Source organism: uncultured Mailhella sp. (genome assembly GCF_963931295.1).
Classification (GTDB): domain Bacteria; phylum Desulfobacterota; class Desulfovibrionia; order Desulfovibrionales; family Desulfovibrionaceae; genus Mailhella.
This window is the reverse complement of sequence record NZ_OZ007001.1, coordinates 195,123-214,981: the sequence shown is the minus strand read 5'-3', so window position 1 is coordinate 214,981 and position 19,859 is coordinate 195,123. Positions and strand designations below refer to the sequence as shown.

The 19,859-nt window shown below is 63.5% G+C and carries 16 protein-coding genes; 4 read left to right on the top strand and 12 right to left on the bottom strand.

Translation table 11 applies throughout. The annotated features are described in order from the left end of the window. Positions 1-371: 371 nt before the first annotated feature. Entirely contained in the window at positions 372-806 is a 435-nt protein-coding gene (locus ABGT79_RS00970; RefSeq protein ID WP_346664592.1) for a thioesterase family protein, read from the bottom strand. A 50-nt stretch (positions 807-856) separates the two neighbouring features. On the opposite strand from ABGT79_RS00970, the gene ABGT79_RS00965 reads away from it, so the two are divergent. Further along, a complete protein-coding gene (locus tag ABGT79_RS00965) occupies positions 857-1,246 on the top strand; it encodes a hypothetical protein (protein WP_346664591.1) in 390 nt (129 codons plus the stop codon). A gap of 1 nt (position 1,247) precedes the next feature. Here ABGT79_RS00965 and ABGT79_RS00960 read toward each other — a convergent pair whose 3' ends face one another. Beyond that, positions 1,248-2,000 carry an SDR family oxidoreductase gene (locus ABGT79_RS00960; protein WP_346664590.1) on the bottom strand — a complete coding sequence of 251 codons (753 nt, stop codon included), beginning with the start codon at positions 1,998-2,000 and terminating at the stop codon, positions 1,248-1,250. 19 nt (positions 2,001-2,019) lie between these two features. On the opposite strand from ABGT79_RS00960, the gene ABGT79_RS00955 reads away from it, so the two are divergent. The 3 genes from ABGT79_RS00955 (at position 2,020) to ABGT79_RS00945 (ending at position 4,808) form a co-directional block, all read left to right on the top strand. After that, entirely contained in the window at positions 2,020-2,355 is a 336-nt protein-coding gene (locus ABGT79_RS00955) for a hypothetical protein (protein ID WP_346664589.1), read from the top strand. 76 nt (positions 2,356-2,431) lie between these two features. Beyond that, positions 2,432-3,928, top strand: a complete 1,497-nt coding sequence (locus ABGT79_RS00950) for a cation diffusion facilitator family transporter (protein WP_346664588.1) — start codon at positions 2,432-2,434, stop codon at positions 3,926-3,928. Between the two features lie 55 nt (positions 3,929-3,983). Further along, on the top strand, positions 3,984-4,808 hold the full coding sequence (locus tag ABGT79_RS00945) for an EamA family transporter (RefSeq protein WP_346666642.1): 825 nt from the start codon (positions 3,984-3,986) through the stop codon (positions 4,806-4,808). Between the two features lie 834 nt (positions 4,809-5,642). Here ABGT79_RS00945 and glpQ read toward each other — a convergent pair. From glpQ to ftsA, 10 genes are all read right to left on the bottom strand, one after another. Beyond that, a complete protein-coding gene (glpQ, locus tag ABGT79_RS00940; protein WP_346664587.1) occupies positions 5,643-6,671 on the bottom strand; it encodes a glycerophosphodiester phosphodiesterase in 1,029 nt (342 codons plus the stop codon). Positions 6,672-7,552: 881 nt separating this feature from the next. After that, positions 7,553-8,359 carry a 4Fe-4S dicluster domain-containing protein gene (locus tag ABGT79_RS00935; RefSeq protein WP_346664586.1) on the bottom strand — a complete coding sequence of 269 codons (807 nt, stop codon included), beginning with the start codon at positions 8,357-8,359 and terminating at the stop codon, positions 7,553-7,555. A gap of 9 nt (positions 8,360-8,368) precedes the next feature. After that, entirely contained in the window at positions 8,369-9,859 is a 1,491-nt protein-coding gene (locus tag ABGT79_RS00930; RefSeq protein ID WP_346664585.1) for an NADH-quinone oxidoreductase subunit C, read from the bottom strand. Beyond that, positions 9,859-11,358, bottom strand: coding sequence for a proton-conducting transporter membrane subunit (locus ABGT79_RS00925; RefSeq protein WP_346666641.1), 1,500 nt, complete (start codon positions 11,356-11,358; stop codon positions 9,859-9,861). The genes ABGT79_RS00930 and ABGT79_RS00925 overlap by 1 nt, the downstream gene beginning before the upstream one ends. Positions 11,359-11,362: 4 nt before the next feature. After that, on the bottom strand, positions 11,363-12,007 hold the full coding sequence (locus ABGT79_RS00920) for a hydrogenase-4 component E (protein ID WP_346664584.1): 645 nt from the start codon (positions 12,005-12,007) through the stop codon (positions 11,363-11,365). Positions 12,008-12,010: 3 nt separating this feature from the next. Then, on the bottom strand, positions 12,011-12,940 hold the full coding sequence (locus ABGT79_RS00915) for an NADH-quinone oxidoreductase subunit H (RefSeq protein WP_346664583.1): 930 nt from the start codon (positions 12,938-12,940) through the stop codon (positions 12,011-12,013). Beyond that, complete coding sequence (locus ABGT79_RS00910; protein ID WP_346664582.1) at positions 12,940-14,955, bottom strand: proton-conducting transporter membrane subunit; 2,016 nt, start codon at positions 14,953-14,955, stop codon at positions 12,940-12,942. Before ABGT79_RS00910 ends, ABGT79_RS00915 begins: the two co-directional genes overlap by 1 nt. Before the next feature lie 1,269 nt (positions 14,956-16,224). Further along, positions 16,225-16,626: a rhodanese-like domain-containing protein gene (locus ABGT79_RS00905; RefSeq protein WP_346664581.1), complete on the bottom strand. Its 402-nt coding sequence runs from the start codon at positions 16,624-16,626 to the stop codon at positions 16,225-16,227. Between the two features lie 554 nt (positions 16,627-17,180). Continuing rightward, positions 17,181-18,440: a cell division protein FtsZ gene (ftsZ, locus tag ABGT79_RS00900; protein ID WP_346664580.1), complete on the bottom strand. Its 1,260-nt coding sequence runs from the start codon at positions 18,438-18,440 to the stop codon at positions 17,181-17,183. Between the two features lie 28 nt (positions 18,441-18,468). Next, positions 18,469-19,719: a cell division protein FtsA gene (gene ftsA, locus ABGT79_RS00895; protein WP_346664579.1), complete on the bottom strand. Its 1,251-nt coding sequence runs from the start codon at positions 19,717-19,719 to the stop codon at positions 18,469-18,471. Positions 19,720-19,859: the final 140 nt, after the last annotated feature.

Sequence of the window (19,859 nt, the reverse complement as noted above, 5' to 3'; positions counted from 1 at the left end):
GGACTTGGGAATGGCCGACGCTGCCGGAGGGAAGAGCGCGAGGAGTACCCGGCAGGGACACTCCGCGGGGAAGTTCCTGTTTGCCTTGCTGTTGCCGGAGGCGTCAGGGGCGACATTCGGGGGGCATCTCCCCACGGTCTTGGAGAACATGACGCCGCGCTCCGCATTCTTCCCCCGGCGGGGGAGAGCCTTTGCGGCAGAATATCAGCGTCGGCGAAGGGGCGGCGTTTTGCGGCGCGTGAGACGGGTGCGGGGAGAGCGGAAACTCGGCGTCATCCGGAAGCGCCGCACCTGGGGAGCGTTGCTGCGGCGCAGGCCGGGGCGTTTTCTGCCGGACGCGGTTTTGCCGGAAATCCGCGTCCGGCAGAAGGCTAGTCGCCTTCCGCGTCGCACTTCGTGCCGGAGAGCTTTTCCTTGATCCATTCGGGCACGGCCACGGGACGCCCTTCGCGGTTGACCACGGCGTGCAGGGTCATGCCTTCACAGAGCAGTTTGGTGCGGTCTTCGTTGTAGATTTCGTAGCGGAAGCGCACCGAGGCCCGACGCCACTCCGTGATGCGGGCGTGAATCTGCACGTGATCGTCGTAATGCGCGGGGGAACGATAGCGGCATTCAACCTCGCGCACGGGCAGCATGAAGCCCGCTTCTTCAATCTTGCCGTAGCCGAGCCCGGCCTCACGACACATGGCCCCGCGGGCGCGTTCAAAAAAGTGAATGTATTCGGCGTAATACACTACGCCCATGGCGTCGGTTTCGCCATAGGAAACGTAGTGTGGAAGCCAGACTTCGGCAAAGGTTTCTTCCATGGAAGCGTCCTTGTTTCTGGAATGATGGAAAACGTCGGCGATGACGGAAAATGCTGGCGCTGATGGGAAATGTCGGCGCGGGGCGTCGGCGTTGCCTCGAGCGGCGCAGCGCGCAGAAAAGAGAAAGCGCAAAAAGCCACGGCGCGTCGTTTGCGCAGCGAGGCGGCGGGAAGGCGGCCGGAGGCGTCGGCATCGAAAACGAGGGCCCGGGCCGCAGATGTTCGCCCGCCAAAGGGGAGCGCCGCCCGAAAACGGCGGTCGTGACCGTTGCGCCCTCTGCCGCTCTGCGTCAAACAGGCGGCGTCGGCGGTTTTGCCGTGCAAGGCGCGTCATGCCGCAGACGCAGGATGCGCCTTGCGGACAAGCCGTTCAACCGCCCGGATGCGGTGCGCGACAAAAGAGCACCCGGCCATGAGTGTTTCCCGGCCGCGCGCTTTTGAACTACATGCCTTTTTTTACCAGCGGGCCGCTCGGGCACTGGCAGATGGGCATGATTTCCACGCGGTTGATGTTGATGTGCGTCGGACGATGGGTCACCCAGAACACCGTTTCGGCGATGTCCTGCGGGGTGATGGGGCTCGTGCCTTCATAGACGTTCGCGGCCTTCTGCGTGTCGCCGTGGAAGCGCACGATGGAAAACTCGCTTTCCGCGAGGCCGGGTTCGATGTTGGTCACGTGGACGTTGGTGCCGAGCAGATCGGCGCGCAGGGCGAGGCTGAACTGCTTCACGAACGCCTTGGAGCCGCAGTACACGTTGCCGCCCGCATAGGGATAGTTGCCCGCCACGGAGCCCAGCATGACGATGTGACCGCGATTGCGCGCCACCATGCCGGGCAGAACTGCACGCGTGGCGTAGAGCAGGCCCTTGATGTTGGTGTCGACCATGGCATCCCAGTCGTCGAGGCTGCACTCCTGCGCCGGCTCCAGACCGAGCGCGGCTCCGGCGTTGTTGAGAAGCACGTCCACGTCGTTCCATTCGCCGGGCAGATTGCCCAGGGTCTCGGTCACGGCTTCTCTGTCGCGCATGTCGAGGGGAAGGGGCAGAAAGGCGTCGCCGAGTTCCTGATGCAGGGCGTCGAGACGTTCGGCTCTGCGGCCCGTGCCGGCCACGTGCCAGCCTTCGGCGGCGAAGAGACGTGCGGTGGCCAGGCCGAAGCCCGATGTGGCGCCGGTGATGAGAATGTGCTTGGGCATGGAACACTCCTTGCTGTAAATGATGAACGCCGCAACGATAGCCGTTTTGACGGGCCAAGGCAACCGGATGCGCGCCGAAGACGCATTGTCCCCGGGGAGAGCGCAACGGGCGCGGACCGGCAGGGAGGCGTCCGCCAGCATGACGGCACGCTTTGAAACAAAAAAGTTTCAAAAACGGGCGCGGCACACCTTTGACAACGCAGAAGCCGGAGCGTGCTGCATCTTTCGTCTGCATGGCGGCGGAGAATTTCTTTATGGGAATGACGGTCTCTTCGGGAAAAGCGTCCGCACGAGTTCTCCGACGGGGGCAAGTTCCGCGGATTTTTTGAAAAAAAATGGGGAGGCCGGCGCTTGACTCCGATTTTTTGCCTTATTAAAAGGATGTCCTGTTCTTTGGAACAGAGAACTTTCTATCATAAGAGATGATGCTCATGGACAACAGCAATAACCATGATACGACGCTCGCCGATCTGGAGAGGGTCGAACAGGAAAAACTGGAACAGGAACGCCGCGCCGCGGAAGAGGCCGCACTGGCCGACGCCGCCAAGAAGAAGGCCGCCGCCTCTTCGGTGCTCTGGTCGGCGCTCCTGACGGTCATCAAGCTGGTGGCGGGCATATCCACCAACAGCCTGGGTCTTCTTTCGGAAGCGCTGCACAGCACGCTTGACTTCGTGGCCGCGGGCATCACGTGTCTTGCGGTGCGCATATCGGCGCAGCCGGCGGACGAGCGGCATCCCTACGGACACGGCAAGGCCGAGAGTCTGGCCGCGCTCGCGGAAACCGTGCTGCTGCTCGTCACGTGCGCGTGGATCATCATCGAGGCCCTGGAGCGGCTGTTCTTTTCGGCCGGGCCGGTGGAGCCGTCGTGGTGGGCCTTTGCGGTGGTGATTATTTCTCTGGCGGTGGACATCAGCCGTTCGGCCATGCTGCGCAGGGTGGCGCGGGAACACAAGTCGCAGGCGCTGGAGGCCGACGCCATGCACTTCACGACCGACATATGGTCGTCGGCGGTGGTGCTTGCGGGCCTGACCTGCGTGGGACTGGCGTCGTTTGCCGAACCTGATTCCCTGCTGTACCATGCGCTCACCAAGGCCGACGCCGTGGCCGCGCTGGGCGTGGCGGGCATTGTGCTCATGGTGAGCTGGAACATGGCGCGCAACGCGGTGCTCACGCTCATGGACGGCGGCATGAGCGAACAGGCGCGTCTTGTGCGCGCGGCCCTTGCGGCCAACGCGCCCGCGTATGCCGCCCGCAGCGTGCGCGTGAGGGAAAGCGGCGCGCGGCACTTCGTGGAACTTGTGGTGTCCGTGCCTTCCGATCTGCGCGTGGACATGGCGCATGAAATTTCCACCATGCTGGAAAACGTGGTGCGCGGAGTGCTGCCCGATGCCGAAACCACGGTTCACATGGAGCCGGAAGAGGAAAACCATCGCGATTTCTACGCCACGTCGTATCGTCTGGCGTCGCTGCACGGCCTCATGATTCACAATCTGCGCCTCGTCATGCAGGATGACGGCATGCACGTGGAAGTGCACATCGAACTGCCCGACGACATGCCGCTTGCCGAAGCGCATGAAAAGGTGACGGCCTATGAAACGGATCTGCGTCGTCGCGTGGGCGCGGTGTATGTGGTCTCGCACATGGAGCCGAGGGGCGGCCGTTCGCACTGCGACGCGCATCCCGTGAATCTGGAAGAAGTGAAGAAGGTGGTGGACAAGGCCCTTCAGGATTCTCCTCTGGGCGACGCGCATCATCTGCACGTGTACAACGGCGACGAAGGCACGACCGTGACCTTCCATTGCCGTTCCGACGCGGCCACGGTGGGCGAAGGTCACGAGCTTGCCTCGCGTCTGGAAGACGAAATCCGCTCCGGATTGCCCGGCGTGGGACAGATCGTCATTCACGTGGAACCCCGGCCTGCCAAGTAACTCGCCCGTGTCTTTCCTTGCGCGACATGTCGGAGGGCCGTATCTCGGCGTGCTTATGCTGCTGGTGTCCATCACATCCACGCAGCTCGGCACGTCCGAGGCCAAGTTCCTCATGATGAAGGTGGGGCCGGAAGTCACGGTGGCGCTGCGCCTTGCCTGCGCCACGCTGCTGCTTTTTGCGGGGCTGCGGCCCTGGCGTCACATGCCGCGCAGGCAGGAGTGGAAAAGCGTGCTCGTGTACGGCGTGGCCATTGTGTTCATGAACGGCTGTTTCTACCAGGCCATTGCCCGCGTTCCGCAGGGCGTGGCCGTGGCCGTGGAATTTTCCGGGCCGCTGATGGTGGCCGTGTGCGCTTCGCGCCGCTGGACGGACTTTCTCGGCGTAGTGCTCGCCGTGGCCGGACTGCTGCTTATTCTGCCGTGGTCGGGGCTCGATGCGGGGATAGACCCGGCGGGCATTGCCTTTGCGCTGGCCGCGGCTGCGGGTTGGGCGGGATACATCGTGTTCGGCCGCCGCGCGGGCGTGGGCGGCGTGAGCGTGGCCGCGTGGGGCATGCTGGCGGCTACGGTGGTGGCCGTGCCCTGGGCGGTTCTTGCGGAAGGCACGCTTCTTTTTCAGCCCGACGTCATTGCCGACGTGCTGCCGCTGGCGTTTGCGGTGGGCTTTCTGGCCTCGGCGCTGCCCTACGGGCTGGAAATCGTGGCGCTGCGCATCGTGCCGCCGCAGGCCTACGGCGTGCTCATGAGTCTGGAACCGGCGGCCGCCGCGCTGTTCGGATTCCTCATTCTCGGCGAGGTGCTTTCGGGGCGGCAGTGGTGCGCGCTGGCGCTCATCATTGCGGCGTCGCTGCTTGTGATGCGCAACGCGAAAAGTTCCTGAACAGACCGCAATTCTGCGCGCCGCACGTCTGCCGCGTTGCTGGCGGAGTTCTTCGGCGTTTTTCCGCGTTTTTGGGAGCGGCGGGCCGTCTTTGGTCCGCCGCTTCTGTTTTCTGCCCTCCCGTCTTCCGTGATCTTTGCGCCCCTGCGCCTGGTCATGTTCCGAAGTGTCGTGCCCCGGCCTGGTCATGTTCCGGCGGTGGGGCGGTTCAACCGGCTTCGTTTTCCTTCTTCATGCTTCGCCCCGGGCCTCCGGGGCTTTTTTTTGTCCGCGGGGCCGGACGCGGGGGACGGCTGCGGGGAAAGGGGCTGAAGCGGAGTGCGGAACGCGGAGGGGGAGATGGCAACTTTCGGAACCGGAGCGCGGGGAGAATCCGGAGCGAACAGAGATGCTGCCCCTGTCTGCTCGAATGTGCGGCGAAGGCGAGCCCGCCCGGACGGGCATATCGCCGAGCCGCTGCACGGGGCTTTCCGGGCAGTACCGGGGCAGAGGTCGGGGCGGCTTTCAGGGCAGTGCGGAGGCTGAGGCCGGGCCGGTCGCGTTCTCGGCTCGCGGGGCCGGAGTGCGGATCGGAGCGGGCGTTCCGGGTGCTTCGCTTCCCTTCGGTGCGGCTTCTTGCGGGGCTTCCTTTTGTCCTGCAAAGCGCTGCCGCAACGGGCGCGTCTTGCCTCCGGGGCTTTGTCTCATCATGGCGCGGGCCTCCCCTCCGGCCCGGCGCAGGCGCAGGACCAAAAAAGAAGGCCGACCCCGGAAAAGGGATCGGCCTGCGAGTCATGGCTTTATCCGCCGGAAGCGCGGGGAGTGTGCGCTGTCCGTTGGGCGTCGGCGAATGATTCAGCGAAGGTTGTTGGCCTTGAGGTATTCCACCAGCAGGTCCGGGAAGTCGGAGAACATGCCGTCCACCTTGAGCTTCTTGAAGGACACGTCGAGCACTTCGTTGAAGTCCTTGAAGCCCTTGGGCAGGGAATCCTTGCGCAGCGTCCAGGAATGCAGCTTCATGCCGTTCTGACGGGCCAGATCGCCGAGGTTGGACAGCGTGTAGCTCTTGCCGTCGGCCGTAGGCACGGCGAGCAGATTGAAGTTCGGCGCGTAGATGGTGGCGTACTTGGACACTTCCTTGATGCCTTCAGGCGTGGTCAGCCACTTGTGACGGGCCTTGTCGTCCTTGGCGCCCTGGCCGCCCGCGGTGACCAGCATGCAGAGCTGTCCCTTCCAGCCGAGCTCGCGGGCGCGGATCACGGCCTCATAGTCGAAAATCTGCAGAATGGCCTTGCTGTCCGGGGAGTTGTAGCCGAACTTCGTCATGGTGTCGATGGTGGCCTTGAGAATGTCGAGACCCTGATTCATGAAGAAATCGGGTTCCTTCACTTCCACGTACACGCCCACGTTGCGGCCCGTGGACTTGTTCAGGCCCTGCACCTGATAGAATTCCTCTTCCAGGGAGGGAATCTGATAGCCGATGGGCGAATCGGGGAAGCGGCCGGGAAACACGGCCTTGCCGGTCTTGGGATCAAAGCGTTCGGTCACGCGCAGGGTGCGCAGTTCGTCGTAGGTGAAGTCGGAAGAGTAGTAGCGTCCGTTCTTGCGATGGCGATCGGGAAACTTCTTGGCCACGTCGGTGGTGGTGTCCACGAGAATGTCGTGCATGACCATGAGTTTGCCGTCCTTGGTCATGACGACGTCCTGTTCCACGTAGTCCACGCCCATGGCGTAGGCCATGGCCTTGGCGGGCAGGGTGTGCTCGGGCAGATAGCCGCTCGCGCCGCGATGCGCCGCCACGTCGGGCCGGTAGTCGGCGGCGACGGCGGTAAGAGGCAGCAGAAGAGTCAGGGCGAGGGCCTGGGCAAGAAGCGCTTTTCGCATGAATGCTACTCCTGAAAGAGGGTGAACCGGACGCGCGGCGCGTGATTGCGCATGCCGGATTGAGTTCCCCATATCATGTCGCGCGGGTTTCGTCCAGACAAGGGGCGCAATCTTTTTGTGAAGCCTCTGCAACAAGGGAGTTTTGTACTGGTTAAGAAAGGGCTTGGAGGTAAAAAAAAGAGACCGTGTGCGTTGGTTCCGCAGCCTCGCGGCTCGGAGGTGCGGAAAAGTGCATGACTCTGGTCTTCGTCGGGGCAAGAGGCGCAGGGCCCGAGCGTTGCGGGAGAAGGGCGCGGCACCGGACATGCGGCAGGGGGGATCATCTCGGGTGCAAACGCGCGGCGGACGCAAAATCTCGGCGGAAGAAAGGCTCCGGGGGCGAAGCCCGCGCTGGAAGAACGACTCAGCGTGAGCGCGTGACGCGGCAAAAGGGAAGGAAGAGCGCAGAAGTCAACGGCGGTCGCGAACAGAAGGCGCGGGGAAAAGACGCCGCAGATGCCGAGGTCGGACGCAGCGCGTGCAGAGGCGGGCCGGTAAGTCCTCGTCGGAAAAGGGCGCAGCGGCTGGCCGGCGCAGCGAGAGAGTGTGAACCGGCAAAGAGGCGACGAAGATTGCAGAAGGCAACAGCGGGTGCGAAAGGCGGCGGAACGGGCGAAAAGGCTCGGCAGTCGGTTTTCCTGCCGGGGCCAAGACGCAGCGCATGCATGCGTGGGCGATCCCTCTCCGGAATGCGCGGCAGCGGTCGGCTGCGGGCAGCGAAGGAAGGTGCGCCGCGGCAAAAGGAGGCGAAAAAGGCGGACGCCGGATTCCGGTCGAATCCCGGCCGGAGCGCAGCGGAAGCGCCCGCCGAAAGCGGGGGCCGGAAGCGGGCCCCGCGTTCGCTACCGTGCCATGCGCTTTTTCCAGGCCACGGAGAGAATGCCGTCGAGGATGGTCCAGGGATTGGGCGGGCAGCCCGGCACATAGACGTCCACCGAGCCCTCGGGCAGCACGGAATCCACGCCTCCGCACCCTTCGCGGCTCTTGCAGAACACGCCGCCGGAAATGGCGCACACGCCCACGGCAATGACGATTTTCGGTTCGGGCACGGCTTCCCAGGTGTCGAGCAGGGCCTGACGCATGTTTTCCGTCACCGGGCCGGTGACGAGAATGCCGTCGGCGTGACGGGGAGAGGCCGCGTACTCGATGCCGAAGCGGCCGAGATCGTACACGAGCGTGCCGAGCACGTTGACGTCGGCCTCGCAGGCCATGCAGCCGCCCGCGCTCACTTCGCGCAGCTTGAGCGAGCGGGAAAACATCGACAGATCGCGCTTCTGCTCTCCCCGAGCCTGCAGGATGCCGGGCTGTTCGACGCCCTCGCCGGCGGCGGGGCCGCGCACGATGAGCGCCTCGCGGCTGTAGGCGGCCAGTCGGTGCTCATGGGTGAAGATGATCTTGTGCTCCGGGCACGACGATTCGCAGGCGCGGCAGAACAGGCATCGACCCATGTCGATTTCCGGGCCGGAAGCGGCAAGACGCACGGCTCCCGTGGGGCAGGCGGCCAGACAGGCGCGGCTTTCGCAGCCCTTGCAGGATGTGGCCGTGAGCGAGGGGAGTCCGGCAAAGCGCGGGCTGATGGCGGGCGACACAAAAGGATAGTTCAGCGTGCGGAAGCCCTGATGCAGGCGTTCCCTGATGATGTTCAACATGGCGTTTCCTTACAGATCGTGCCCGCAGTAGGACAGGTTGAAGCTCTTGTTGCACAGCGGAAAGTCGGAAATCTGCTCGCCGCGCAGGGCCATGGCAAGACCCGTCCAGTTGTGGAAGGACGGATCCACAATCTTGTAGGCGAGCCAGTCGCCGTTTTCCGCGGTAACGCCCACGTGGCACACTTCGCCGCGCCAGCCTTCCACCTGCGCCACCGCAAGCCGCGACGCAGGCATGGCGGGCAGCGAAACGCGGCACGGCTCCTCGCCGCACGAAAAGCCGAGCTGCATGAGATCGGTTTCGGCCGAGGCTGCGGAATCGTTCAGTTCGTCGCTGCGCAGAAGCGTGCGGGCAAGCACGTCGCCGGTGGTGCGCATGCGCTTGTGCAGCGCGCCGTTGTCGAGATCGCAGAGCGGCCAGTCCATGCGCGCGTCCACGGACACGCCGCAGGCGCGAGCCGCCATGCCCACGAGGCCGCGCGCGCGGGCGTCTTCAAACGACACCTTGCCCGTGCCCGTGAGTCTTGCAAGCACGCTTGAGGTTTCCAGCATCACGTCCACCGAGGCGCGCGCGTCGCGATAGGCCGCCCGCAGCTTCGTGATGAGCGAGCGGCAAAGCTCGGCGTCGGCGTCCCACTTCATCCCGCCGGGGCAGAGCAGGTTGCGCCCGAAGCGGCTGCCGCAAAGCTCCGCCGTGATGTTGAGAAAGTCGCCGGTAATGCGTCCGTTCCATGCCGAGGTGGGCAGAAAACCCGTGTCGCCGCCGATGGCTCCGAGATCGCGGGTATGGTTGGCCAGGCGTTCGAGCTCCAGCGCCAGACGCCGCAGAAGATGCGCCCGGTTCGTGATCTTCACCCCGCAAAGCCGCTCCAGCACCGTGCAGTACGCCGTGGCGTGCCCCACGGCCGTGTCGCCCGCAATGTTCTCCATGAGCGGCAGCACGAGCTTTGCCGGAGAGTGCAGAATGAGATGTTCCGCGTCGCGATGCTGAAAGCCGAGCTCGATTTCCAGATGCATCACGTTTTCGCCGTAGCACTGAAAGCGGAAGTGTCCGGGTTCGATGACGCCCGCATGCACGGGGCCCACGGCCACTTCATGCACTTCGGCGCCTTCCACGCGGTAGTAGTCGGTCTGGGCGGGGCCGGGGCGCGACGAGCGCGGCCCGTTTTCCTGCGGGCGGAAGCGCACGGGCTTGAGCCACGGGTGCCCCCTGGGTTCGATGCCCCAGGTCTCGAAGAGCTCGCGTTCAAAAAGATGCGCCTGCGGGCAGTGCGGCGTGAGCGCGTCGTAGGCGCGGCCCGGGCGGGCGCGCATGGCGTCGAGCAGACGGGCCGAGGCGTCGGCTAGAATGCACAGAACTTCCGTGCCCTTTGGATCGGGCACGCCAAAAAACGCCAGCAGACGCCAGCCTTTGCGGCAGCGCTCCGAGACCGAGGCGCAAAGCGCGTCCATGTCGATGACGGGAATGTCGTTCCAGGCGATGGATTCTCTGTAGTTGAACATCAGGCCCCCAGAAGCGCGGCGGCGCGGTTGAGCGTTTCCACAAGCCAGTCGGGCACGGCGAGGCCGAGTCCGAGGGCCACGAGGCACAGCGCGGCGGGCGGCAGCACGCTGAACAGGGATTCGTGGTAGTCCCTGGGCACGTCGTGCGGGGGCGTGCCCTGTGCCATGCGCAGCACGGGAATGGACATGCCGATGAAAATGACGGCGAGCGCGGCGAGATACACGAGGGCCACGGCGAGCCCGGCATGGGCGAAGAGACCCTTCAGAATGATGAATTCGCTGACGAACAGGCCGAAGGGCGGCGAACCCACGATGGCAAGGAAACCTGCCGTCCAGAGCGCGCCCGAGAGAGGCATGTCCTGTCTGAGGCCGCGCACGTCGTAGCTCGACAGGGAATGGTAGCGGGTAAGAATGTTGCCCGCCACGAGAAAGAGCATGCACTTGGTGAGGGAGTGACACACGGCGTGGAGCATGCCGCCGAACAGGGCGCTGCCGCCCACGCCGAAGGCCAGGGCGAGAATGCCCATGTGTTCCACGCTGGAGTAGGCGAGCAGGCGCTTGTAGTGGCCCTGACCCACGATGAACACCGCGGCGGTGATCATGGAGAGCAGGCCGAAGAACACAAGCAGCTTGCCGCTGAACTCGCCGAGGCCCGCGGCCTGCATGATCTGATGCCCGCGCAGAATGCCGAGCAGGGCGCAGTTGAGCAGCGCGCCGGAAAGCAGGCCCGACACCATGGAGGGCGCCTGACTGTGGGCGTCCGGCAGCCAGGTGTGCAGGGGCGCGAGGCCCATTTTGGTGCCGTAGCCCACAAGCAGAAAGATGAAGGCGGCCTTGAGCCAGAGCACGCGATCCGTGCCCTCGATGCCGCGGGCGCTCGCCATGAAGGCGGAAAGCTGATCCATGCCTTCGACGGCGGACGCGGCGGGATTGTGGAAGGCCACGCTCATGAGAATGTTGCCGAGCAGCGCAAGGGCGATGCCCACCGAGCAGATCATGAGATATTTCCAGGTGGCTTCCATGGAGCTCTGATGCCGGTGAAAATAGATGAGCGGCGCGCTGGCGAGGGTGGTGAGTTCGATGCCGACCCAGAGCGCGCCGAGATTGGCGGTGGTGGTGACGAGCGTCATGGCGGCCACGAAGAAGCACAGGCAGGAGAGAAAGCGCGTTTCCGGGGCGTTGGTGAAGAGCTGGCCTTTCTGGATGTCGCGCTTGACGTGTTTTTTGTCTTCGTCGCGCAGGTAGCCCACGGCATAGAAGGATGCCGCAGTGAAGAGCACGGCGGCGAGCATGAGAAAGACCGTGCCGAGCATGTCGGGCTGAAGCAGGCCGAAGAGGGCCGAGGGATGCCTGCCGCCAAGCAGGTCGCGCAATGTGAGCGAGGCGAGGGCCAGATGCGCGACGGCGGTGACCGCGAGCAGACCGCGGCGGGGCCACGACCCGGGAATGAGCATGAGAAGTCCGGCCAGAAGCGGAACGAGAAGAAGCAGGGCGAGGATCATGTCAGTCTCTCAGGTTGCGGAAGCGCGCCACGTCGATGGAATCGAAGGCGCTGCTGATGTGGTTGATGGCGATGGCCATGACGAACACGGCGGCGAAGACGTCGAGCAGGATGCTGAGTTCAAACCAGACCGAACCTTCGGTCATGAGGGGAATGCCGAGAATGAAGATGCCGTTTTCCACCACGAGGTAGCCCGTGACCTGAGCGAGGGCCTTGGCGCAGCCCACCACGAGGATGAGGCCGCAGAAAAGCGTGGTGAGAGCCACGGGAAAGAGCAGCGGCGGAAAGAGATCGACCACGGCCGGAATGCGCCCTTCGAGCCAGAGGGAGAAGGCGAGTCCGGCGAGTCCGGCGGCCATGGGATACATGCGGCCGAGTCTGGGGCGCACCATGGGTTCGATGCCGAGCTTGTGGCAGACGTGCCGGAGAAAGACGGGGAAGCCCACACCCTTGAGGGCGAACACCGCCGCGGCAAGGAAAACGTGTTCGGCGTCGAGGCCTCCGTTCACGGGCAGGAGCAGCAGCGCGGCGAGCAGTACGCCCTGCACGGCGGAGAGGCGTATGAGCATGAGAATGCGTCCCGACCAGAGCATGATGAGGTCGGTGATGAGCAGCAGCAGAATGACGAACTGGAAGAGCGAGGACATAGGCTACCGAACCAGGGTCAGAATGAGAACGAAGGCGGCGACGGAGCCGGCGAGACCGATGAGCGCGGGTACGACATGCATGCGCAGGCGCGCCATGACGGATTCGATGACGCCCACGGCGCACGCGGCAAGGAAGAGTCCGAGCAGGGAGCAGAGCGTGTGCGCCCAGACGGGCATGACCGGAAGGACGAGTCCCGTGAGCAGAGAGGAGAACAGGCACAGCTTGATGGCGGAACCGTAAAGCACGAAGGCGAGGTTGGGTCCGGAGTGATCGAGCACCATGACTTCGTGAATCATGGTGAGCTCAAGGTGCGTGGTGGGATCGTCCACGGGAATGCGGCAGTTTTCCACGAGCAGGAGCACGCCCATGACGAATACGAGCATGACAAGTTCCGGTCGGCCGCTGAGCCAGGCCTGCGGGGCGAATCCGTTGAAGAGAGTGGAGAGGGAGAGTTCCTTCTGCACGCCGAGGCTCTCCGCGGCGGTGACTACGGCGAGCAGCGCAAGAAAGAGCACGGGTTCGGCGAGTGCGCCGAACAGGGCTTCGCGGCTTGCTCCCATGCCCTCGAAGGGAGACCCCGTGTCGAGGGCGGCGAGAATGGTGGCAAAGCGGCCCATGCCGAGCAAATAGGCGCAGAGGATGAAGTCGCCCTGGAAGGCGAAGGGAGAGGATACGCCGCCGAGGGGGATCAGGGCAAGCGCGGCTGCGGAGGAAGCCAGGGCCACGGCGGGGCCTGCAATGAATACCCAGGTAGTGCCGTTGCCGAGCACTTCGCCTTTGCGGATGAGCTTGGCGAGGTCGTAGTAGAGCTGGAGCAGGGGCTTGCCGCGTCTTCCGGCAAACTTGGCCTTCACGCGGTTGACGATGCCGAGGGCGAGCGGCGCAAGAACAAGCGCGAGGGTAAGCTCGGCGAGATAGAGCCAGAGGTTCATTATGCTATCCCCCAGATGAGAAGCGCCACCAGCGTGACGAGGATGTAGAGAATATACATGTTGACCCGGCCGTTCTGGAGAATTTTGAGGGTGTTGCAGGCGCGTTCGGTCCACTGGAAAATGGGCGTGTAGAAGCGGCTGCGCACCACGTCCGGGGCGTCCGCGTCGAGGGAGACGGGCGCGGGGAAGAAGCCTTCGGGCTTTTGCGCGGACACGGTGGTGCCCATGACGGAGCCGAAGATGCGGGCGGCGGGCTCCACGAAGGAGGCGGGGGTGTACTGAATGCGGGGCGTGCCATACTGGTAGCCGCATCCCCACACCGGGCCGCGTCTGACGCCGCGCCTTGCGAGCAGCGCCCGGCGCACGAGAAGCAGAAGGAGCACGAGCACAAGGGCCGCGCCGCCGAACAGAGAGATCTTGCCGAGCAGCGTTTCCGTGGCGTCGATGACGCCTGCCGCGGGCTGAATGAGGCCCGCGTGCATGACGGGAATGAAGTCCAGCGTGGGCTGAATCATGCTGAAGGCCCAGGGAGCGAACAGTCCGCCGAGAACGCAGGCGGCCGCGGGAAGGCAGAGGGGCAGGAGCAGACGATTTTCCGGCGCGTGCAGGTGTGCGGCCGCTTCGGAGCGGGGCTGACCGAGGAAGGTCATGCCGTAGGCCTTGGCGTACACGGCGGCGGCAAGGCCGCTGGTGAGCATGAGACCGGTGAGACAGGCGAGCATGGCGATTTTCTGTTCCATCCCGGGGAGTTCAAGGGAGCGGAGCATGGAGAGGGAGAGGACGAATTCACCGGCAAAGCCGTTGAAGGGAGGCAGGCAGGCAATGGAAGCCGCGCCGAGGGCGAAGAGAGCGCCCAGCATGGGCATTCGCTGCTGCACGCCGCCGAGGGCGGTCATGTTGACGGTGCCTGCGGCGTGCAGCACTTCGCCCGCGCACAGGAAAAGCAGGCCCTTGAAGGCGGAGTGGTTGAGCATGTGGAAGAGACATCCGGCAAAGCCGAGAGCGGCGGCCCAGGCGCTGCCGCTGTGTATGCCCACAAGCCCGATGCCTGCTCCCATGACCATGAGGCCCATGTTTTCCACGCTGGAGTAGGCGAGCAGACGCTTGAGATTGCTCTGCCCGAGGGCTTTCAGAATGCCCATGAGAGCGGTGAGAATGCCCACGGCCATGAGCAGCCAGCCCCACCAGCCGGGCAGGGACTGCGCCGGGCCGAAGAAGTCGAAGGAGCGGATGATGCCGTAAAGACCGGCGTTGAGCATGGCGCCGGAGAGCAGGGCGGAAACGTGACTCGGCGCGGCGGGATGGGCTTCCGGAAGCCAGACGTGCAGAGGCGCGAGACCGGCCTTTGCGCCGAAGCCGAAGAGCGCCAGCAGAAACAGCGCAGTGACGTGCGCGGGAGCCTTGGCGGCCATGACGGCGAACAGCGTGGAGCCGCTCTGCTGCCAGAGCAGAGCGAAAAAGGCGATGAGCAGCACCGCGCCGAGATGCGCGGCCACCAGATAGACCCAGGATGCGTCCTGCACCTGACTGTCGCGGTCGTTGAAGTCGATGAGGAAGAACGGAGAGAGCGACATGATCTCCCACGAGAGCATGAAGAAAAGCGCGTCCCGTGCGGTCATCACGCAGGTCATGCCGAGCAGCAGAAGCAGATAGAAAAGCCAGTGCGCGCCGAGATTGTGCTCGGCCGGATCGCTGTGCCGCAGCGAAATGCACCCGGAAAGCGCACAGGTGAAGCCCAGCGCAAACACGGGCAGCAGAAAAAGACGGGAGAGCGGGTCCAGACCGAACGCAAACGCGCCGAACGGAAGCCCCCAGGGGAGCATGAAGCTCTCCGCGCTGCTCCAGCCGCCGGAAAAAAGACCGTATGCGCCGAGCATGCAGGCCGCAGCCGCACAGGCCGGACCAATGAAGTTGGCGGTCCTGTTCGTGCCTGCACTCACCGGACGCAGCGCAATCGCGCCCGTAAGCAGCGCCCCCGCCGCCATGAGCAGAAGTGCCAGAAGAAACGTTTCCATAAATTCCCCGAGTCTGAACGTGTGCGCCCCGCATGAATAAAGACGCAAAGGCGGCCAAACGTTAGACCCGTTGCCCCGAAAACGCAAGACACCAGACCGCCCCATTTCTAAAAAAACGCACGCCCCAGCACTTTTCAGCAAATGGGAAAGGCTGAAAGGCAGAAAAGGCATGCGGGGGAAATAATTCCCCCCGCGCCCCCCTGTTTCTGCCTCCCGGCTTCGCCGGTCCGGCAGGACAGGGTGAACGGGAAGATTATGCCCGAAGCCAAGGGCAAGGGGGAGAGTGCATGCCGGAAGGCCGTTTTTCAACGCACTGGGGCCCCGGGCGACATCAGGAGCCCGGCCGACGGCAGCGCGTAGCCGGAATTCATTTCCGGCGTTAAACGCAGTCGCCGTCGTGCAAGTCCCGCAGGCCGAAAAGCGTGTCTTGCGCAAACGGGGCTGTGCGTTTTTCGGAAGTCTGCAAGGTCAGAAATAATTCCCCCCGCGCCCCCCTGTTTCTGCCTCCCGGCTTCGCCGGTCCGGCAGGACAGGGTGAACGGGAAGATTATGCCCGAAGCCAAGGGCAAGGGGGAGAGTGCATGCCGGAAGGCCGTTTTTCAACGCACTGGGGCCCCGGGCGACATCAGGAGCCCGGCCGACGGCAGCGCGTAGCCGGAATTCATTTCCGGCGTTAAACGCAGTCGCCGTCGTGCAAGTCCCGCAGGCCGAAAAGCGTGTCTTGCGCAAACGGGGCTGTGCGTTTTTCGGAAGTCTGCAAGGTCAGAAATAATTCCCCCCGCGCCCCCCTGTTTCTGCCTCCCGGCTTCGCCGGATCGGCAGGACAGGGGGAACGGGAAAATTACGCCCGAAGCGAAGGGCGAAGGGGGGGAGTGCCTGCCGGAAGGCCGTCTTTCAACGCACTGGGGCCCCGGGCGACGTCAGGAGCCCGGCCGACGGCAGCGCGTAGTCGGAATTCACTTCCGGCGTTAACGCAGCCGCCGTCGTGCAAGTCCCGCAGGCCGAAGAGCGTGTCTTGCGCAAACGGGAAATGGAGGCACTCGAGGGAAGAAAATATCGCTCCGGGAAAAGAGAGTCGGAGCAGTGGAGAAAATAGCGAGCGGGTTTTTTTGGGGGGAAAAAGGAAGCTGTGGGCAGGCGTGCCGGAGAATGAAGGGGCGGAGGAGTGTTGCGGAGTGAGGCGGGGCTGGCGTTTTGAGCGGAGAAAAATCGGGGGGAAGGTTCCCCCCGACGGAATTGCTGCGGAGCCCCGAGGCTCATGCACGAAGGTTATCTGTAGAAGCGCGGCGCGCCGGAGCTGTAGTCGGTATAGCCGGTGAGATACCACACCTGATCGGTGGAACGGCCCTGTTCGCGCAGAATCTTGAAGGCAATGGAGGCGCGGTGGCCGGAACGGCAGATGATGAGCATGGGTTTGCCTTCCGGCACTTCCTGAATGCGGGAGACGAGCTCTTCCACGGGAATGTTGATGGCTCCTTTGACGTGGCCGTCGTGGAATTCCGCCTCAGTTCTCACGTCGAGAACCACAAGGTCGTCGCCGAGGTCATTCACGAGTTCCGTGGTCTGGGCCGGGGTGAGGCTGCCGGACTGGGGAAGATCGGCGGCAAAGCAGGGGGAGACGAAAAGCGTGACGGCGAGAAGAAGAGTTACGCCGAAGCGGGCAAGTTTCATGGTTCCTCCTTGAAGACAGCGGAGCTGTCCCTGTAACATCTTGAGGTTGCAGTGTTTTTATCGGCAGAATGTTCGCCGATGGCCGAGAATCCTCTATGCCGGACTTTTTTGCGATACGCAAGAGGACGGACAGGGAATTTGCTCCGCATCGTCCCTGTATCCCTTGCGGCATGCGGATTTTCAGCAATGTAACATTTTCTTTCCGCCCTGTTTCACGCCGCAACATGCCTCGGATTCTCTCATTTTGCCGCGTTTTGACGGACGAATGCAGGAGCGACGACGTTTTCCTGTCTTCATTACGCTTCATGCATCATGTCTCAGGCGGCATTTCCCGAATCTTTTCCTCTCGTTTTTTGCCCTGGAGTTGGGAACAGCACGCCCCGCCGGCCCCCGCTCATGAGCCTGTTCCCCTCACAAACAAAAGTTTCAGGAAGGAGGATGGGGGTGCGGGGGAAGGAGGAAAGCCCTTTTTCAAAAGGGGTTCCTCCTTCCCCCGCATCTCTCCCCCTCTCTCTTCAAAAAAAGCCTCCGGCTTTTGACCGGAGGCTTGGGGGTTAGTGATTTTGTTTGCGCAGGTAGGCGGGGCTGTCGTCTTCTTCTATGGTGAAGTCTTCGGCCGGTTCCTGGTACTGCTTTGCCTTTTCCTGGAAGCGCAGGTAGGCGGGGATATCGGTATCGTCCTGCGGATATTCGCTGTAGAGTTTGGGTCTGGCGAGGATGTCGTGCGGATCGCGGGTATGGCGCGGGCGGGTGGGGTAGCCCTGGACCACGGGAGGCACGTTCTGGTCGTGGCCGCCGTTCATGGTGACCACGGTGCCGGTGCCGGTCTTGTTGGGCTTTTCGGCTTCGGGTTCGATGCCGGTGGCGATGACGGTGATGCGGATTTCTTCGCCGCAGCTTTCATCCAGCGACATGGCGACCACGATTTCGGGATCTTCGCCGTTGGCTCCCCGGGCGGCCTCTTCGATGTAGGACGCGGCGGAGCTGAATTCGTCCATGCCGATGTCCTCATTGGCGGTGATGTTGACCAGCATGGCCTTGCATCCCGTAATGGAGAGGTCTTCGAGCAGGGGGCTGGTGATGGCGCGTTTGGCGGCGTCGAGGGCGCGGTTGTCGCCCGAGGCGCGGCCTTCGCCCATGAGGGCCATGCCCTGTCGGCTCATGACGGTGCGCACGTCGGCGAAGTCGGCGTTGATGAGACCGGGCTTGGTGATGAGGTCGGTCACGCCGCGCACGGCGTCGTAGAGCACGTCGTCGGCCTTTTTGAGCATTTCGGTGACTTTGGCGTTCTTGGGCGCAATGGCGAGCAGGCGGTCGTTGGGAATGATGACCAGGCTGTCCACGTGCTGCTTGAGCTCTTCAATGCCCTTGAGGGCGGCTTTCATGCGCTTTTCGCCTTCAAAGCGGAAGGGCTTGGTGACCACGCCCACGGTGAGCACGCCTTTTTCCTTGGCCACCTTGGCGATGACGGGAGCCGCGCCGGTGCCGGTGCCGCCGCCCATGCCCGCGGTGACGAACACCATGTCGGCGCCGTCGATGACCTTGCGGATGTCTTCCACGCTTTCTTCGGCGGCGGCCTGTCCGACTTCGGGCTTTGCGCCGGCGCCGAGACCCCTCGTGAGTTCCTTGCCGAGCTGGATGTGCTCTTCGGCGAGGGAACGGGAGAGGGCCTGCATATCGGTGTTGGCGCAGATGAAGGAGACGCCTTCGAGGCGGGAGTTGATCATGTTCTGCACGGCGTTTCCGCCGCCGCCGCCCACGCCTATGACCTTGATCTTTGCGGCCTGTTCTGTATCGGGAACCATATCGTCCATAATAGCATGTCTCCGGGTGTTCGACAGATTAACGAATATCTCCGAACCAGCGCTTCATGCGTTCCCACACCCCGTGGAACAGGCTGGATTCGGCAGCGGAAGAGGGGGCGCTCGCAAAACGCACGGGAGCGTCTTCATTTTCCTTTTCCGCCCCATAGAAAAGCAGGCCTACGGCCGTGGCGAACTTGGGGTTGTTGATGACGTCTTTCAGGCCGCCCACGTTGCGGGGATACCCCAGCCGGGTGGGGAGCTGGAAGATTTCTTCCGCAAGTTCCGCACAGCCGGGAATGAGTGCCGCGCCGCCCGTGAGAACGACGCCCGCGCCAAGCTGCCGCTTGAGCCCGGAATGTTCCAGCTCCTGATACACAAGCGCAAGGATTTCCTCCATGCGCGGTTCGCAGATTTCCGCAAGGACGCGGCGTTCCACCGTGCGGGAAGGCCGCCCTCCCACGCCCGGCACTTCGATGGTCTCGTCGGGACGGACCATGTCGGTGAGGGCGCAGCCGTATTTGATTTTTATCTTGTCGGCCGCGGAAATGGAAGTGCGCAGGCCGAAAGCGATGTCGCTGGTGAGATTGTTGCCGCCGAGCGCCACGGCGCCGGTGTGCTTGATGGCGTTGTTGGTGAAGATGGCGATGTCGCTGGTGCCGCCGCCGATGTCCACGATGGCGACGCCGATTTCGCGTTCTTCCTCGGTGAGCACCGACTTCGAGGACGCCAGGGATTCGAGCACGATGTCGGAGACGTCAAGATCGCTTCTGTTGCAGGAGCGGATGATGTTCTGCGCGGACGTGACCGCGCCGGTGACGATATGCACGTTGGCTTCGAGACGCACGCCGGACATGCCGATGGGATTGGCGATGCCGCGCTGTTCGTCCACGATGTAGCCCTGGGGCAGAATGTGGATGACTTCGCGATCCATGGGGATGGCCACGGCCTTGGCGGCGTCGAGCACGCGATCGACATCATGCTGGGTGACTTCGCCGCCGCCCTTGATGGCGATGACGCCGTGACTGTTCACGCCCTTGATGTGGCTGCCCGCGATGCCCGCGTACACCGACTTGATTTCGCATCCGGCCATGAGTTCGGCCTCCTCCACGGCCTTGCGGATGGACTGTACCGTCTGATCGATGTTGACCACCACGCCCTTGCGCAGGCCGTTGGAGGGACTTGTGCCTATCCCGATGATATCTATTCCGTTTTCGGAGGGTTCGCCGACAACGGCGCAGATTTTTGTCGTGCCTATGTCAAGGCCGACGATGAGTTCGGATTTTGGCATTGATAAGCTCCCCATGACCTGAGCATACCTGTGAAAGGAGATGCCTCGTTTAAATATAGACTTGAAAAAAGCAGCACAAAAATGACGAATTGTCCAGCATTTTTTTGCCGGATAACCAGTCTGCCGCAAGGCGTCGGAGG